The sequence below is a fragment of the Pristimantibacillus sp. PTI5 genome (genome assembly GCF_048572955.1).
Classification (GTDB): Bacteria; Bacillota; Bacilli; order Paenibacillales; family Paenibacillaceae; genus Pristimantibacillus.
In genome coordinates, this window is the sequence record NZ_CP183886.1 from 5,289,746 (window position 1) to 5,306,687 (window position 16,942).

General features: G+C 48.2%; 11 protein-coding genes. 10 read left to right on the forward strand and 1 reads right to left on the reverse strand.

The window, feature by feature from the left end:
- The first annotated feature begins 21 nt into the window (after positions 1 to 21).
- A complete protein-coding gene (locus ACN6MW_RS23605) occupies positions 22 to 369 on the forward strand; it encodes a hypothetical protein (RefSeq protein ID WP_364142722.1) in 348 nt (115 codons plus the stop codon).
- Positions 370 to 486: 117 nt separating this feature from the next.
- On the opposite strand, the gene ACN6MW_RS23610 is transcribed toward ACN6MW_RS23605, so the two are convergent.
- Positions 487 to 1,719: a nitrate/nitrite transporter gene (locus tag ACN6MW_RS23610; protein WP_419872326.1), complete on the reverse strand. Its 1,233-nt coding sequence runs from the start codon at positions 1,717 to 1,719 to the stop codon at positions 487 to 489.
- Between the two features lie 694 nt (positions 1,720 to 2,413).
- On the opposite strand from ACN6MW_RS23610, the gene sigK reads away from it, so the two are divergent.
- The 9 genes from sigK to ACN6MW_RS23655 all read left to right on the forward strand — a co-directional run bounded on the left by sigK (position 2,414) and on the right by ACN6MW_RS23655 (position 16,934).
- Entirely contained in the window at positions 2,414 to 3,115 is a 702-nt protein-coding gene (gene sigK / locus ACN6MW_RS23615; RefSeq protein ID WP_053374990.1) for an RNA polymerase sporulation sigma factor SigK, read from the forward strand.
- 803 nt (positions 3,116 to 3,918) lie between these two features.
- Entirely contained in the window at positions 3,919 to 5,976 is a 2,058-nt protein-coding gene (locus ACN6MW_RS23620; protein ID WP_419872327.1) for a PKD domain-containing protein, read from the forward strand.
- A gap of 155 nt (positions 5,977 to 6,131) precedes the next feature.
- On the forward strand, positions 6,132 to 7,868 hold the full coding sequence (locus tag ACN6MW_RS23625; RefSeq protein ID WP_419872328.1) for a sensor histidine kinase: 1,737 nt from the start codon (positions 6,132 to 6,134) through the stop codon (positions 7,866 to 7,868).
- Positions 7,861 to 9,480: a response regulator transcription factor gene (locus ACN6MW_RS23630; RefSeq protein ID WP_419872329.1), complete on the forward strand. Its 1,620-nt coding sequence runs from the start codon at positions 7,861 to 7,863 to the stop codon at positions 9,478 to 9,480. The genes ACN6MW_RS23625 and ACN6MW_RS23630 overlap by 8 nt, the downstream gene beginning before the upstream one ends.
- Before the next feature lie 178 nt (positions 9,481 to 9,658).
- On the forward strand, positions 9,659 to 11,407 hold the full coding sequence (locus ACN6MW_RS23635) for an extracellular solute-binding protein (protein WP_419872330.1): 1,749 nt from the start codon (positions 9,659 to 9,661) through the stop codon (positions 11,405 to 11,407).
- 49 nt (positions 11,408 to 11,456) lie between these two features.
- Positions 11,457 to 12,437: an ABC transporter permease gene (locus tag ACN6MW_RS23640; protein ID WP_419872331.1), complete on the forward strand. Its 981-nt coding sequence runs from the start codon at positions 11,457 to 11,459 to the stop codon at positions 12,435 to 12,437.
- A 22-nt stretch (positions 12,438 to 12,459) separates the two neighbouring features.
- Positions 12,460 to 13,344 (forward strand): carbohydrate ABC transporter permease, encoded by an 885-nt coding sequence (locus tag ACN6MW_RS23645; RefSeq protein WP_419872332.1) that lies wholly within the window; start codon positions 12,460 to 12,462, stop codon positions 13,342 to 13,344.
- A 51-nt stretch (positions 13,345 to 13,395) separates the two neighbouring features.
- Positions 13,396 to 14,472: a family 43 glycosylhydrolase gene (locus ACN6MW_RS23650; protein WP_419872333.1), complete on the forward strand. Its 1,077-nt coding sequence runs from the start codon at positions 13,396 to 13,398 to the stop codon at positions 14,470 to 14,472.
- A gap of 71 nt (positions 14,473 to 14,543) precedes the next feature.
- A complete protein-coding gene (locus ACN6MW_RS23655; RefSeq protein ID WP_419872334.1) occupies positions 14,544 to 16,934 on the forward strand; it encodes a glycoside hydrolase family 3 N-terminal domain-containing protein in 2,391 nt (796 codons plus the stop codon).
- The last annotated feature ends 8 nt before the right edge of the window (positions 16,935 to 16,942 follow it).

Sequence of the window (16,942 nt, forward strand, 5' to 3'; positions counted from 1 at the left end):
GTAGAAGAGGAGCGTGATTTAATGGACAAGGCTGTTCGCAGATATTATCAGCAAAAACAAAAGCAAAAAGAAATAGAGCAGGAGCTGTCAGAGCTGCGCAATGAAATTTTGACGTATTTGACCGAGCAGGAAGCGAATGAGCTGGAAGTCGGAAGCCACAAAGTAAAGATTGTCGTGCAGGAACGCAAAGAATACGACGATAACAAGCTTTTTGAAGCGCTGCCGGACCCCGAGCTATGGCGGCTGCTATCGAAGCCCGATTCGTCCAAAATCGCCAGCTTGCTCAAGTTAAATGTCATTACAGAGGAAAAGCTGAAGGACACCTATGCCACCAAGACGGTGAAGCTGCTTCAGGTGGAAAAGAAGTAAGCTGGATATTAAACGAAAGAAGGACAGCCGAATGAATTCGGACTGTCCTTTTCTATTCCTATTATGAAATTGATTGCCTTGATTCCGTTCTTTGTGCGATACGCAGTTCTGGAATGCTTAGAAATTAACCCCTGATTCCGTTGTAGCCCAAGACTTTTTCCAAGAGCGCGAAACGGCGTAGAAAACAAGCGTCATCACCAATACGATCGATCCGATAACAAGGAAACCGGTAACGTGAGTGCCTGTCGATTCTTTTAATGGACCAAGAATATATTTAGGAAGCAAAAATCCTCCTAAACCGCCGGCAGCTCCGACAATCCCGGTAACAACTCCGATTTCCTTGGAGAAACGCTGCGGAACAATCTGGAACACCGATCCGTTCCCCATACCGAGGCAAGCCATCATAACACTTGTATAAAGAAGCATAACAAGGAATGAATTAGGCATGGTTGCAATCGCAAACGCGCATATTGTAACTACGCTAAACAAAATGGTCAAGAATCGCATTCCGCCAATTTTATCCGCAATCCAACCGCCAACGGGTCTAAAGAAGCTTCCCGCTATGACTGTAAGAGTAACCAAGTAACCGACTTGTATTTTGGTTAAGCCGCCTGAGTTTACGCCATCGCCATACACATCATAGAAGAAAATGCTGAAGTAGCTGGCAAACCCGACAAAACCGCCGAAAGTTACCGAGTAGAATAGGGAGAACCACCATGTATCCGCATATTTAAATACACTGAGGTAATCCTTTAAAGTTTTAGGCGCAGGAGCATTCGGAGCATCCTTGGCTAATATTGCATAAATAATCATGATAGCGATCAAAGGTATAAGTGCCAATCCAAAAACAGTGTGCCATCCGTACGCTGTCGCTATCTGGGGTCCGAAAAATGTAGCTAGCGCAGTACCGCTGTTGCCTGCTCCGGCAATTCCCATCGCCAGACCTTGATACTGTGGAGGATACCAGCGGCTGGCCAATGAAAGCGATACAGCAAAGCTTGCACCCGCGATACCGAGCAAGAACCCGATCGACTGCACTTGAACCAGGCTTGTTCCGCCGAGCCAACCCCAGAGAAGAGGAATAGTGGTAAGCCCCATGCCGATAAGGCCTGCTTTTTTAGCGCCAATTCGATCCGCCAATATCCCCATCGGTATCCGGAAAATGGAACCTCCCAAAATCGGGATGGCTACCATGGTCGCCTTCTGAGTATCCGACAAACCAAAATCTTTGGTAATGAAGAGTGCTAAAGCCCCGCAAAATACCCAAATCATAAAGCTTACATCAAAATAGAGAAAAGATGACAACAAACTTGGAAAGTGACCAGACTTACGAAAACTTTGTGCTTCCATTTTTCATTCCCCCTATAATTAATAAACCTTGGTTTTCTTTCCGGCTAAATCATAGCTTTGGCCGGGGTCATTCACGTTCTTTCGATGCTGGTGCTGTAATCATTTCTTTTTACAACCTCTCTCTTTAATTCCCGGTATTCCCTCCACTTCTCGGTAATCATTAGGGCAAAAAGAGGCCGACTGACAGAACCGCACAAATGCGAATTCTGTTAATCGGCCTCATTGCCAGTGCAGCCACACCGTCGTGACTGACTTTATTAATAATCGATGTAAAATACAAAGCCTACCCGTCTACGATATTGTATGGATAGACTGCAACGCCGGAGCTGACACGTCATTGTGCCGTTGAGCTGTTGAATTCTTATATTGCTACTATAAATTGCTTTTTCGTTCATGTCAATAAACTTAACGCAGAAATTTCTATCACATCTTTTTATCGCCAATTCGTGATCATTTCGTCTCATATCAACAGTTTTATGTTATGTTATTTAACATAGATGTAACCGGCATGGCGAAAGCTTGATCGGGATGGAGGTCATGGTTTAAAAACCCTGTGAATTCTGTCTTGATTCAAGCGTACATGCACGTATAGGCTGTAACCCACATACACTAAAGAACAGACTTCAGTTTGCTTAGAAAAGGCTTCAATTAAGCTTATTGACTAAGCAAATACAACTTGGGGGTGTACGGTTCAATGCCTGGATTATTCTCAGCGATAGCGCTATTCATTAAACAGCTTTCATTGCTCGTCTCTTATGTCAAAAACAACGCGTTTCCCCAGCCTCTCCAAGAGGAGGAAGAAACCAAGCATCTGCAGCTGATGGCCGAGGGCAATCAACGTTCCCGTAACCTGCTCATTGAGCACAATCTCCGCTTAGTCGCTCACATAGTGAAAAAATTCGACAATACAGGTGAAGATCTCGAGGACTTGATCTCGATCGGTACGATTGGATTGATCAAAGCAATCGAGAGCTTTCAGACTGGTAAGGGCACGAAGCTCGCGACATTCGCGGCTCGCTGTATCGAGAATGAAATACTTATGCATCTGCGTTCTTTGAAGAAGACGCGCAAGGACGTGTCTCTTCATGATCCGATTGGCACGGACAAGGAAGGTAATGAAATTACGTTGATCGATATCCTCGGTACTGAGGCTGATGATATCGTGGATAAGGTGCAGCTGAAGATTGAGAAATCGAAGATCTATAAGAATTTAGATATACTCGATGACCGGGAGAAGGAAGTCGTTATCGGCCGCTTTGGGCTGGAGCATGGCGGGGATGAGCGGACGCAACGGGAGATTGCTAAGGAATTAGGGATCTCGCGGAGTTATGTGTCGCGGATAGAGAAAAGGGCGCTCATGAAGCTTTATCATGAGTTTTATAAGGCTAAGAGATAAAATAATTCTGCCACGACAAGTGTTAATCTTGTCGTGGTAGTTTTTATATACAATGATCCCGAGACAGCCACTTAGGCTATACAATTAGTGGACAGGCCGGCAGCTGCGGATACTGATTTGCTTGCCAGTTTAAAGATTGTTCGAAGTATGTAAGGAACTCTTATATGCTAACGATATCAAGCGACCTGTTCGTAACACTCATGTTGGTCTAACCAATTTATCTGGTGATGATGTGGCGCAGCTCGATCTTTTTGAAGACGACACTAAAGAGAGACAACTTACGTCAGCAGTTTATGAAATCCGAAAGAAGTACGGATCCGCGTCAGTTGTATGGGCCCGCAGACAAAACGATGGGGGAACGGCAATTGACTGAAGCGGGAAAGTAGGAGGACACAAAGCATGAACGATCGTGTTCGAATAAAATTGGCACCGTTCCTTACTCCTCAACATGAAAAAAGATTTACCCAGCTGATGTCCCCAATTGTAGTTCAGAATCAGCTCTACACTTAGGATTCAAAGAGATATTATACAAACGTATCAAAACTTCGCTTGAATCCAATCTGAGTTAATCATGCTCTGGAAATGTGAAATTTGTGGTGTTCTAACGCTAAAAGTTCTCGTCAAATTAGTCTCATCTGCCATTTATCGAATAGGAGCCAGAAAGGTTAAACTAAACAAAGGAAAGACCAGAATACAAACAGAGTGCCATATACATGCCCTCCATCCCTTTATTATACTCAATTTTAAGAGATCTCTCAGATCATGGAAGCGCATTCATAACTTAAAGGGATGGGGAGTTAGAAATGAAAGGTTTGAGAAAGCCCGGTAAGTACGCAAATCCAAAATTGAGTTCTGCTTTAAAATGGTCGCTATCGTTGGCGATGTTCAGTACGCTACTAATGCCTGGCTTGACAGCTTTCGCGGAAAAATTGTCTCCCGTGTGCGCTGAGCAGCAGTCAGGAGGACCAGTATGGATCAACGCCGAATGTGTAGATCCATTATATAACCGTCCGGTGATCGACAGCGAAACCGATCTGTCGACGCCAGTACCGCATCGCAAAGTATCAGGGCACTTCGAGGGCACCGACAAAAAGTTTACATTCTATTTTCCTACGAAACGTGAGTGGAAGGGCCGTTTCTTCCATCTGGTGTATCCGCTTCAAGACGAGAACGCCACCGATGTAAGTATCAGCTTTGGTGCGGACAGCGGAGCGTACACGGTGCAGACGAACGGCGGCGGCGGATACCGGGTTGACGCGGCAGCAGCCAAGTTCTCCAAGGTGGTGGCGGCCGAGTACTATGGATCGTGGCGGCGTATATTTGGTTATATTTATGGCGGCAGCGGAGGTTCCTTCCAAACGATCGGTGCTATTGAAAATAGCAAAGGAGTATGGGATGGCGCTGTTCCGTATATCACAGGCGTACCAACTTCCATTCCGAATAATTTCTTTGCGCGGGCCTTCGCACGGTTTGTTCTAGAGGACAAGGCTCAGCAGATCGCGGATACGGTGAGCCCTGGAGGGAGCGGTAACCCATATGACGGGCTTGATGCGGTAGAGCGCTCGGTTCTGCATGAGGTGACGAAGCTCGGTGTTCCTCTGAGAGCATGGGAAGATTATAAGTACGTACTCGGGATTAACGAGGAAGGTCTTCTCGGATTCGGAGGGGTGCTTCGAGGTATAGATCCTACATACGTCGACGATTTTTGGAGCAAACAGGGGTATCTCGGTACGGAACAGTCGGCTCTCGGAGAGATGTTCCGCCAAGCCAAGATCGACCATGTGGCTGCTATTTCCGAGGTAACCCGCGATGCCCATAACGTCCCTACGAGTCTGACGATCGAAAGCGTACCAAAGGTCGAGGCTCCATTCCTTCTTGAGTCCGCGCTTTACGATACGGACGGAACGACGAAGATAGGGACACTAAGAGGTTCATTTGACCCGGTAACAAAGGTTTTCACGATCAGAGGCAGTAATTCGGAAAGCGTTCTTGGTGCCATTGAAGAAGGCGCCAAGCTTCGGATCGACAATAGATTCAATCTTGCGATTCTTTCCTATCATCGGCACCAGGTTCCGAAGAGACCAGGCTACTATGCATGGGATCAGTTCAAAGCAGCGGACGGAACGCCGCTCTATCCTCAGCGCCCAATGGAGATTGGTTCGCTCATATCGAAGAATGTGACAGGCGGCGGCACTTATAACGGAATGATCAATGGCAAGGTCATTATGGTCGTAAACCTGTTGGACGCCGACGCTTATCCGTGGGATGGCGACTGGTACAGCTCCAGAGTCAAGGAGTCTCTTGACAAGAGTTATCAGGACAACTTCCGACTTTGGTACAACGACAATGCGGATCATATCAGCCCAGGACGCACTGCGCGTCTCGTCCAGTATGATGGCATTCTTCAGCAGGCGATTAGGGATGTTAGCGCTTGGGCAGAGAAGGGCATAACACCTGCGCGCTCAACCCGTTACGAGTTGGTCGACGGTCAGATCAAGGTGCCGAATCACGCCGTAGCGAGAGGCGGCATTCAGCCCGTCGTCGATCTAAGCGTGGATGGCGCAGCACGAATCGATATCGACGCCGGCCAGACGGTCACGTTTAAAGCGAAGATTCAAGTGCCGCCATGGGGCGGCAGGGTAGTAAAGACCGAGTGGGATTATTTAGGTACAGGAGAGTTTGAGTCATTGTCATTCGGCAATATATCTAAGAAAAAGGTTGAGGTGACGGTACAATACACCTATTCGAAGCCGGGGACCTACTTCCCGGCGCTGCGGGTAACTTCAGAGAGGGAAGGCGATAAGAACACGCCGTTCGCCAATGTTCAGAACTTGGGACGCGTTCGTGTCGTGGTCCATTAAGCTATAGGATGATCGATGTTTCCTCTATGTGCCTTATGTTATAATGACAGCGTGAAACGATCGAGTGCGTTGATTAATATTAAGTTCAAGGGAAAGCCTGCTCGATGGCTTTCCCTTTTCATCATCATTTTTATTTTTAGCGAGGACGGATGTTCATGTGGTTGATTAGGAAGCTAGGGTCTTTGCCCATTCTGCCGAAGATTGCTTTAACGTTCCTTCTGGTGCTGACACCGCTGTTCTATAGCGGACTTAAGATGAATGAAACGGGATCGGATATCGTCCGTCAAGAGATCGCGAGTTCTCTTTCATCGCGGGTTGAATTATATATGAACATCTTGGATAGCGAATTTGATCGAACCGTTCGGTTCATGCAGGAATATGTGAATGACGAGGACTTGATGAAGCTGAGTACAACTTCGGAGGTTATGAGCGCCACCGAACGGACGTCGGCGGTATTACGTGTAAAATCTCAGATGGACCTTTTGAAGCGGTCCAGCACATTCATCGACAATGCGACAGTTTTTATTCCAATGATGAACAGGGTGGTGTCATCCAACACGAACGCGATCGCCGATTTCGACGATGACTTGTTCCAGGCGCTGACAGAACCGTCAGATCCATTAACGTACCCGTTCCATATTTGGAAGGAGCGGGTATTTATCGTTATTCCGTATGGTTTCCTCGATAATTCCCCCTTGTTTTTGCTTGCGGTGGAGATATCTAACAAGGAAATTACAACTAGACTGGACCAGTTCACTCCGGATGATAGCATGGCTGTTCTGTCGAACAGGCGGATGGTATGGTCGTCATTGGGGACAAGGGCTCCGAAAGTGAGCCAGGAGATGGTCACGCAGTTGTTCGCTACAGAAGCGGAAGCTAACCAAAGGATAGCAATAGACGGTGTGAATTATCTAATTGCCAGCAAAAAATCCGAAATACTCGAAACGAATCTCCTCATGCTGGTACCGTCAGAGCAGGTTGAACAGCCGCTTGAACGGTACCGGAACTGGGTGTTCATCTTATATGGAGCGTCTATTCTGATTACGATTGTTTTCTCGTTTGGCATGTATCGTCTCATCCACCGGCCGATCATGCTCCTAGTCCGCTCGTTCCGTAAAATCGAGCAAGGCCGATTCGATGTTTCGATCGAGTACCCTTTCCAGGACGAATTCGGTTATTTATACCGGCAGCTAAACGCGATGGTACGGGAGCTAAAGCGGTTGATTCAGGAGGTTTACGAGCAGCAATATCGAACAAGGTTGGCGGAATTAAAGCATTTGCAGTCTCAAATCAACCCCCATTTTCTCTACAACACCTTTTTTATTTTGTACCGTATGGCGAAGCAGGATGGAAACGAAAGAATTATGGGACTGACGAAGCATCTTGGCGATTACTTTCAATTTATCACGAGAGATGACACGGAGGGAGCGTCCTTGGCAAGCGAGGCCGCCCATGCGAAATCATATACGGAAATTCAGTCCATCCGGTTCTCTAATCGCATTACGATCCGATTCTCGGATGTGCCTCCGGAGGCGGAGCGGATCTTTCTCCCTCGTTTAATCCTTCAGCCGCTCATTGAGAACGCCTTCGTTCATTCTTTAGAGAAGAAGGCAAGCGGGGGTTTGCTCGAGGTTGATTTCATGATTAACGAGTCCGAGCTGCGAATCCGTGTGGAGGACAGCGGAGGCATCGATGTAGAGAAGGTCGCAAGGCTGCAAGCCATGCTGAACGGTCAACAAGACGTAACGGTCACGACGGGCATGATCAATGTGCACAGACGACTGCAGATTAAATATGGAAGCAAGGCCGGATTGCAGTTAAGCCGCGGAGATCTTGGCGGCCTTAAGATAGTAGTTGTGATCCCCCTTCAGGAGGTTAAACCGCATGCTTAGATTACTTATCGTCGATGACGAACCATTCACCGTAGACGGATTGTACGAAATGCTAGTCGATGAAATGGACACCGAAATAGATATCTACAGGGCTTATTCCGCGAAGGATGCGATAGGATGGCTGTCACGCACCAAGATGGATATCGTTCTGAGCGATATCCGCATGCCAGAGATGGACGGGCTGCAGCTGCAGCAATGGATTCAATCTCATTGGCCGCGCTGCAAAGTCATTTTTTTAACAGGAATCAGCGATATCCAGTACGCGCAGCAAGCGCAGCGAAGCGGCGGTGTCGACTATATTCTGAAGACGGAAGGCGACGAATCCATTATAGGAAGCATACGAAGGGCATTGACTGCCATTCAGGAGGAACTCGTCAACGAAGATATTCTATCCCGGGCGAAAGGGCAGCTGAAGGAGATGCTGCCGATGTTGCGGCGGGAATGGTTCACGGCGATGCTGGAGCAAGGCGATCAGGGAACCGAAATTCTTCGTGTCCGCTTCAGGGAACTGGATACGCTTCTGAGCCCCGAGGAGAAGGTCATGCTTGTATGCGGTCGTGTCGACCGATGGAGTGAAGGCTACAGCATATCTGATCAAACGTTATTGTTGTATGCGATCCAGAATATTGCGGAAGAATATTTGGAACGAGTCGTCATGCTTCCTGTCATGCTTGGAAATTCCTATTTCGTATGGATTATCCAGCAGAGAAACGGTCATTCGGAATGGGAAGAAACGGCCCGTTATATTCAAGGCACGCTTGAGAGCATTCAGCAAACGTGCAGGGAGATGCTGCGTCTGCCGGTTTCGTTCATCTGCCACGAAAGTGAAGTGGATTGGAAGGCTGTTGTTAAAACCTTTCAACTTCTGAAGCAGAATCTGATTCTGGGTCTTGGCAACGGGGAAGAAATGATTCTCCTATTCCGTGGGGAGGAGTCGCATTCGACTGCTTCACCGGAAATTCCCGGCACGGTTTTGACCCGGATCGAAAACGCGATCGAGATGGGACAGGAGCATTTGTTTCAAGAGTTGATCACTTCGCTGTTTCACCGTTTGCCGAATCGATTCAGCATTTATGCGCAAACTTATTATGCGGTCGCCGTCATCTTGCTCAATCTATGGAACAAAACCAATAGAAGCGGCAATGCTGCGGAAGCGGATGCCGAGCCCGCGATTAACAGGCTTCTCGACCTTAACTCGCACAAGACGAAGGAGCAGGCTATACAATTCCTTAATGAAATGGGCCGCAATCTTATAAGCAGCGGTAAGCGGGATCAGGACGAGCGTACGGAACGCATCATAAACAAGCTGAACCGGTACATCGTCGATCATCTGGACAAGGATCTGTCGCTTGCGGTCCTTGCGGATGCCGTTTATCTGAATCCTTCCTACTTGTCAAACTTATACAAGACATGTACCGGAAGGAACATCTCGGATTACATTACGGAGCTCAAGGTGGAGCGGGCGAAGAGCCTGCTTGCGGACTCTCATGCGAAGGTCCAGGACATTGCCGCGGCAGTGGGGTTCGATACGGCAGGATACTTTACCCGTTTCTTTAAGAAGCATGTCGGCTTTACGCCGCAGGAATTCCGTAGCAGACTTACAGTGGAGTAATCGGGATATGTTAAATAGTATGGCTGTCGGAACAAGTCGGCAGCCTCTTTTTTATGGTCATAAGGCAACTCACAAACGAAAGTACAGAATACAAACAGAGTCTCATATCCGCGGGAGACTGGCTCTTATATACTAGGTCTTGAGAGATCTCTTACAACAATATAGGGGGAAGACATGTATGAAACATCGTGCGAGAAATCTGGCTGTATCCGTATTGCTGGTTTTAAGTTTGGTCGTAAGCGCGTGCACATCTAACAACGAATCGACAAACAACGCTAACAATGGCAACTCGCAAGGGGGTTCTTCCGACTCTGGGGCAACATCGGAGCCCGTCAGTCCGGAGGAGTTGTATCTGGGTAAATATGATCCGGCCATCGACGTGTCGACAGTCCGTATCCTTAGCCCTACAGTGAAATTCGCAAATGGCGAAACGATCGACGATAACGTATGGTATCAGGAATACGCGAATAAGCTTGGCATTAAGCTCACGAACGAATGGACCATGGTCGGAGACGAGCCGGGCGGTCAGGGCGAGCAGAAGATGAACGTCTCTATCGCCTCCGGAGATCTGCCGGATATCGTTCCACTGAACGCCTCGCAGCTTCGCCAACTGGCAGATGCAGGCAAACTGGCGGATATGACCGAAATTTACGAGAAGTATGCCAGTCCGTTCACGAAAGAAGTAATGACGTCGTCAGGGCTTGAAGCGCTCGGATCCGCCACTTTTGATGGCAAGTTGCTTGCCATTCCTGCTCCTACGTCAAAAATCGACCAAGCGCAAATGATTTGGATTCGCGCCGATTGGATGGAGAAGTTGGGTCTTGAGGCTCCTAAGAAGATGGATGACGTCTTTCAGATCATGGATGCGTTTGTAAATCAAGATCCAGACGGCAACGGAAAAAAAGACACTTACGGTATGGCTATGGATAAGGATCTGTACGGATTCTTCGACGGGCTGGAAGGTTTCTTCAATAGCTATCACGCGTACCCGCGCCAACAGGGAAAAGGGAATTGGGTTAAAACCGCGGACGGCAGCTATGAATTCGGAAGTATTCAGCCCGAAGTGAAGACTGCGCTTGCCAAGCTGCAGGAGTTGTACAAGAAAGGGTACATCGACCCCGAATTCGGCGTAAAAGATTGGAACAAAGAGAAGGAGCTGATTGTGTCCGGTAAGATCGGTTTGTGGTTTGGCAGTATGTCGGCTCCGCTAGTCGCGCAGGACATAAAGAACAACAATCCGAACGCGGAATTGCTACCTTTCCCGCTTGTGTCCAGCGATGGAAATCTCGTGAAAGCGCAAGTGCCGGGTATTAATCTAAAAACGCCGCAATATCTTGCAGTGACAAAGGATGCGAAGCATCCGGAAGCGCTGCTGAAAATGATTAATCTGTATTTTGAAGTAACTAACGGAAAAATGTACAAGCAGGAAGAAGTCGACAAGCTGGCTACAAGCCCTGTTGATGGAATCGAGCGTTGGATGTATTCCATCTATACGGCAGAACCGGAAAAGAACCTGACTACGCATCGCTTGATGAAGCAAATTTTCACTAGCAAAGAGAAGACAGAAACGGACGTTTCTGTCGAACAGATGGGTGCTTATAGAAGCGTCAAGAAATTTATTGACGGTGACAAGATGGAGACGATTGACTGGGCTTTGAACCGAGTTTTCAGTCCGGAAGACTCTTCATTTAACGTAATAGATAATTATGATAAAAACGGCCAACTTCTTCCAAACGCCTTTAACCAGGTCATGACGGAAACGATGGTGAAGCGGGATTCTACCTTGCTTAAGCAGGAACTCCAGACCTTTACACAGATTATTTTAGGCGAACCTCTCGACACTTTCGACACGTTCGTGGAGAACTGGAAGAAGCTTGGCGGGGTTGAGATGACGAAGGAAGTCAATGAGTTGATGAACGCCAAATAAATACAGCCAGATCCGAATTCTGCCCTCTGCGGGGGCGGGATTCGGTCACATGGGCAAGAAAGGAAGATCCGCCGTGTTGAAAAAAGTGACTGAAGATCGAATAGCAATCGTGGAATCGGCGGCTAAGCCGAGTATTAAGCGGGTATGGAAGTTTCAATTGCCCTTGCATTTAATGATCCTGCCGGGGCTTATCTTGATTCTTGTATACAGCTACGGTCCCATGCTAGGTGCCGTCATCGCCTTCCAGGATTTTAACCCTGCGCGCGGTATTTTTGATTCCGAGTGGAATGGCCTTGATAACCTTCGCTATGTTATGGCATTGCCTGGTTCCTTTCAGATTATCTGGAACACGCTTATCATTGCCGTGATGAAGATCGTGGTTGGTTTAATCGTTCCAATAGTGGTTGCTCTGTTGCTTAATGAAATTCGTAAGGAGCTGTTCAAGCGAACGGTTCAGACTTTGGTGTATTTGCCGCACTTTTTGTCTTGGATTATTCTCGGAGGAGTTTTGATCGATATTTTGTCTCCGTCGAACGGGATCGTTAATCAGATGTTGAATTGGCTCGGGATCGACTCGATCTATTTCCTCGGCAGCAACGACTGGTTTCGCTCCATCCTAGTCACATCGGACGTGTGGAAAGAATTCGGGTTTAATACAATCGTTTTTTTAGCCGCGCTGACTAGCATCAATCCGTCGTTGTACGAAGCGGCCGTCATCGATGGCGCAAACCGGTGGAAGCAGACGATCTATGTTACGTTGCCGGGAATGGCGCCGATCATTATTTTGACAGCAACGCTGGCTTTGGGCCAAGTTCTCAATGCCGGCTTCGATCAGGTATACAACCTATATAGTCCTCAAGTTTATGAAACAGGCGATATTATCGACACATTCGTTTATCGAATCGGCATTGTTGATGCGCAGTACGGTGTTGCGACAGCCGTTGGCCTCTTTAAGTCGGCCGTCTCGTTGATTCTACTTTCGGTGTCCTACTTCCTGGCCTACCGTTTCGCCAACTACAGGATATTCTAAGAGGGAGAGGAGACGAACAATTATGGTAGAACGCTTAACTTTGAGCCGTAGGCTGTTTGTAGGGTTTAATTACGTATTCTTGACTCTCTTGGGAGTCCTGTGCATCTTGCCACTTGTTCATGTTCTGGCTGTCTCGTTCAGCTCAAGCTCCGCGGCTTCCGCGGGATACGTCAAGCTTTGGCCCGTAGATTTCACGCTGGAATCTTATAAATACGTTCTTGGGAAAGAAGAGTTTTTCCAGTCTATCCTTATGACACTAAAGCGTGTAGCCGCCGGGTTGATTATCAATATGGTGTTGACGGTGCTTGTGGCTTATCCGCTGTCTAAAGAGGTTCAAAAGTTCCGAGGACGCACCATCTATGCCTGGGTGTTCGTATTTACAATGCTATTTAACGGAGGGCTTATTCCGTTGTACATGACGGTCAAATACACCGGCATGCTCGACTCCGTATGGGCGCTCGTTTTGCCGCAAGCGGTTCCGATCTTTAATATGATCTTATTGCTCAATTTCTTCAGAGGGTTGCCGAAGGAATTGGAGGAAGCAGCTTTTATGGACGGCGCCGGCCACTGGACGACGCTCTGGAAAATATTCGTCCCGTTATCCGCGCCGGCCTTGGCTACCATCACGATGTTCACCATGGTTTTCCATTGGAATTCCTGGTTCGACGGACTCATCTTCATGAATTCTCCGGATAATTACCCGTTGCAGAGCTACCTGCAAACTGTGGTCATCCAGCAAAACTTTACTTCTGCCAGCCTTGAAACGATAGCAGAGCTGCAAAAAATTAGCGACCGCACGTTTAAGTCCGCGCAGATCTTTCTCGGATCGCTGCCGATTCTACTCGTGTACCCGTTCTTGCAGCGGTTCTTCTTGAAAGGGATCGTACTCGGCAGCGTGAAGGAATAGCAGCATTCTATCAGAATTCGAAGGATGATTATAACAAAAGGAGTTAGCTGCATGACCTACAATTCAATCAGACCTGGTCAGGTATGGCTGGACACCGAGGGCAAACGAATTCAAGCCCATGGAGGATCCATTATTACCGTAGGCGATACGTTCTATTGGTATGGGGAAAACAAAGAAAAGACGAAAGCCGGCAGCGGGATTTGGCACTGGGGAGTAAGATGCTACGCCTCCAAAGACTTATACAATTGGGAAGACAAAGGCATAATCATTCCTCCGGACGTGGACGACATTAATTCGCCGCTGCATCCAGATCAATTTATGGACAGGCCGCATATTATCTTTAATAAGACTACGCAGAAATACGTATGTTGGATGAAAGTCATGAGGACAGATGGGCAAAAATCTACGATCCTGACAGCGGACCATATTCTTGGTCCTTACACGGTCGTCAAAAAAGATATTCGTCCATTAAATATGGGCGCCGGCGATTTCGATTTGGTCGTCGCTCCGGACGGCAAGGCCTATTATTACTTTGAAAGAGTCCATTCCGAACTCATTTGCGCCGACTTGACGGACGACTATACGGATGTAACCGGCTATTATTCTACACATTTTCCTAACGTTCAACCTCCGTACGTGCGGGAAGCGCCTGCTTATTTTAACCGAAAAGGGCTGCACTATTTATTTACGTCCGGAACGACCGGCTATCATCCGAACCCATCGGAAGTCGCTTGCGCGAAAACCTTCCATGGAACGTGGGAGGTTCTGGGGGATCCTCATCCGGACGACCGGTCGCGAACGTCTTATAACTCGCAAATTACGTCCGTCTTTAAGCACCCGTTAAAGAAGGATCTCTATATCGCGCTTGCGGATCGCTGGATACCGAATCTTCCAAAGCTTGTAGGGGATCGTTTTGTGGATGGGACGCAATCCCGGATTGCAGCCGACATTTATAAGTCGATCTTCGACCCGGAGATTGATTATGAGTTGAAAGAAGAAGACAAAATGCCCGTATCGCTCGACTTCGATACTTGCCATTCCGAATATGTATGGCTTCCGGTCCGGTTCGATGGGCAAATGGCCTACTTGGACTGGAAAAACGAATGGAAAGTGGAGGATTACGACTAATCATGACGGCACACACCTATCAAGATTGTTCTTTGTCCCCCCAAGAGCGTGCGGAGGATTTATTGCAACGCATGAGTATAGAAGAAAAAATGGGTCAAATCGTCGGCTATATGCCGGACAAAGGGTCGATTGAAAAGCTGGAGAAGGACTATCCCCAAGGCGCCGGGGAAGTTGTCATGTTATTCGCGGGCGAATTGGAGAATAAGGAATCCGTCGTGGACAAGGTCACCCGCATCCAGGAAAAAATCATGGAATTAAGCGAACACCACATTCCCGCTATTTTTCATCTGGAAACGTTAGCGGGAGCACTGCTCCCGGAAGCGACAAGCTTCCCGCCGGGAATCGGCCAAGCCTCCACCTGGAATCCCGCGCTTCAGAAGGAATTGGCTAGTATTATAAGCAAACAAGCCCGGGCCGTCGGCGTTTCGCATGCGTTTGCCCCGGTGCTGGATATTGGCCGCGATCCGCGCTTCGGACGTCTTGGTGAAACGTATGGGGAAGACCCGGCGTTAGCGGCCGCGATGGGAACGGCTTATGTGTTGGGCTTGCAGAACGATGGGAACCTCAATGAAGGGGTGCTTGCCTGCGCTAAACATTTTGTCGGCTACCATATGACCCAGGGAGGTATTCATGCTGCGGCAACGCCGATTCCCCCGCGAATGCTGCGTGAGGTGTATTCGAAACCATTCCAGGCTGCCATAACCCTTGCAAACATGAAATCAATCATGAATACCTATAGCTCCATCGATGGCGAACCCGTGGTAGGTTCCAAAAGGTACCTCACCGAATTTCTGCGTGAGGAGATGGGCTTTGTCGGCATGGTCGTCTCCGACTACACCTCCATCTCGGAGCTTTATACGAGGCATATGGTTTCCGAGACGAGAACGGATGCCGGTGAATTGTCCTTGAAAGCCGGGATGGATGTGGAATTGCCATCCAAAGATTGTTATAACGACGAGTTAATGCAGCGTATTCAGGACGGGAAGGTCTCCATGGAGATTCTCGATCAAGCTGTCCGCCGCATATTGATCGCGAAGTTTGAATTAGGCTTGTTCGAGAATCCTTATCCGATGTCGAGCGATGCCGTAGAGCGTATATATGGGGATCCCAAGAACAAAGAAACAAGCTTGGAAGCAGCGCGTCAATCAATCGTTCTGCTGAAGAATAATGGCGTGCTTCCGTTACAAAAGTCGGCAAAAAAGAAAATCGCCGTTATCGGCCACCATGCGGCTTCCACGAGATCGCTGTTCGGCGGCTATTCGTATACGAGCTTGTTCGATGCCATGCTGAATGTCGGGAACACGATGGCTGGCGTGGACTTCGAGAAAATTTCAAACCTGAGTGCAGGCGAGTTCGGCGTTGCCAAAAATCACTTCACGTATCCTGGAAGCTTTGTCACGGTCGAGAGTGCGAAAACAGAGGAACTCGTAAGAAAGCACTATCCGACAAGTAATAATCTGCTCGAGCAGATTATTCTGGATTGCCCGAATGCCGAAGTGACCTACGCTTATGGTTACGCTTATGCCGGGGACGATACGTCTAAGCACGATGAAGCATTGGCGGTGGCAGCGGAAGCGGATGTGGTCATCCTTACTTTAGGCGGAAAGCATGGCTGGGGCATGTTCTGCACAACGGGCGAAGGCATCGATACGACGAATATCGGGCTTCCGGAATGCCAGGAAAGCTTCATCCGTAAATTGGCTGCATTGAAGAAGCCGACGGTCGCGGTTCATTTTGACGGCAGACCGATATCGAGCGAAATGGCCGACCAACATATTGACGCGATTGTCGAAGCTTGGAATCCGGGACAATACGGTGCGAAAGCTGTGACGGATATTCTATTCGGCGATTATAACCCGGCGGGAAGATTGCCCGTTTCGGTCGCTTACAATGCCGGACAAGTTCCGCTTTTCTATAATCACGATCATGGATCGAGCTACCATGTCGGCACCCTAAACGAATATACAAGTTATTTGGATTGCCCTCGCGAGCCCCGGTATTACTTTGGACACGGTCTCTCGTATACTTCCTTCCGATATGCGAACTTGACGGTCAGCAAGGAATCGTACGAGCCTACGGAGCAAGTGATCGTCACGGTCGACGTAACGAATACAGGAGAGAGATTCGGCGAGGAAGTGGTTCAGTTCTATATCCGGGACAAGTATGCGAGTGTCGTGCGGCCCGTACAAGAGTTGGCCGGTTTCGTAAGAGTCCCGTTGAAACCGAACGAGACAAGAACGGTCCAATTCCTCATGGATCCAAGTCAATTTGCTTTCCTGGATGCCAACATGATGTGGAAAATCGAAGCGGGCGAAATTGAAGTAATGGTGGGGGCTTCTTCCCATGACATCCGAGAAAAAGGAGCTTTCCGTATTTGCTCCGATTTGTTCATTGACGGAAGAACAAGAGGTTTTTTCGCGGATGCGATCATTCATTCGTTTGAATACGTAGAACGGGAGTAGGATGTGAT

Bases quoted from the DNA above. Each gene is read 5' to 3' on its own strand.
- ACN6MW_RS23605 (WP_364142722.1), top strand. From the start codon at position 22: ATGGACAAGGCTGTTCGCAGATATTATCAGCAAAAACAAAAGCAAAAA.
- ACN6MW_RS23640 (WP_419872331.1), top strand. From the start codon at position 11,457: ATGGGCAAGAAAGGAAGATCCGCCGTGTTGAAAAAAGTGACTGAAGAT.
- ACN6MW_RS23630 (WP_419872329.1), top strand. From the start codon at position 7,861: ATGCTTAGATTACTTATCGTCGATGACGAACCATTCACCGTAGACGGA.
- ACN6MW_RS23655 (WP_419872334.1), top strand. From the start codon at position 14,544: ATGAGTATAGAAGAAAAAATGGGTCAAATCGTCGGCTATATGCCGGAC.
- ACN6MW_RS23620 (WP_419872327.1), top strand. From the start codon at position 3,919: ATGAAAGGTTTGAGAAAGCCCGGTAAGTACGCAAATCCAAAATTGAGT.
- ACN6MW_RS23645 (WP_419872332.1), top strand. From the start codon at position 12,460: ATGGTAGAACGCTTAACTTTGAGCCGTAGGCTGTTTGTAGGGTTTAAT.
- ACN6MW_RS23610 (WP_419872326.1), bottom strand. From the start codon at position 1,719: ATGGAAGCACAAAGTTTTCGTAAGTCTGGTCACTTTCCAAGTTTGTTG.
- ACN6MW_RS23650 (WP_419872333.1), top strand. From the start codon at position 13,396: ATGACCTACAATTCAATCAGACCTGGTCAGGTATGGCTGGACACCGAG.
- sigK (WP_053374990.1), top strand. From the start codon at position 2,414: ATGCCTGGATTATTCTCAGCGATAGCGCTATTCATTAAACAGCTTTCA.
- ACN6MW_RS23635 (WP_419872330.1), top strand. From the start codon at position 9,659: ATGAAACATCGTGCGAGAAATCTGGCTGTATCCGTATTGCTGGTTTTA.
- ACN6MW_RS23625 (WP_419872328.1), top strand. From the start codon at position 6,132: ATGTGGTTGATTAGGAAGCTAGGGTCTTTGCCCATTCTGCCGAAGATT.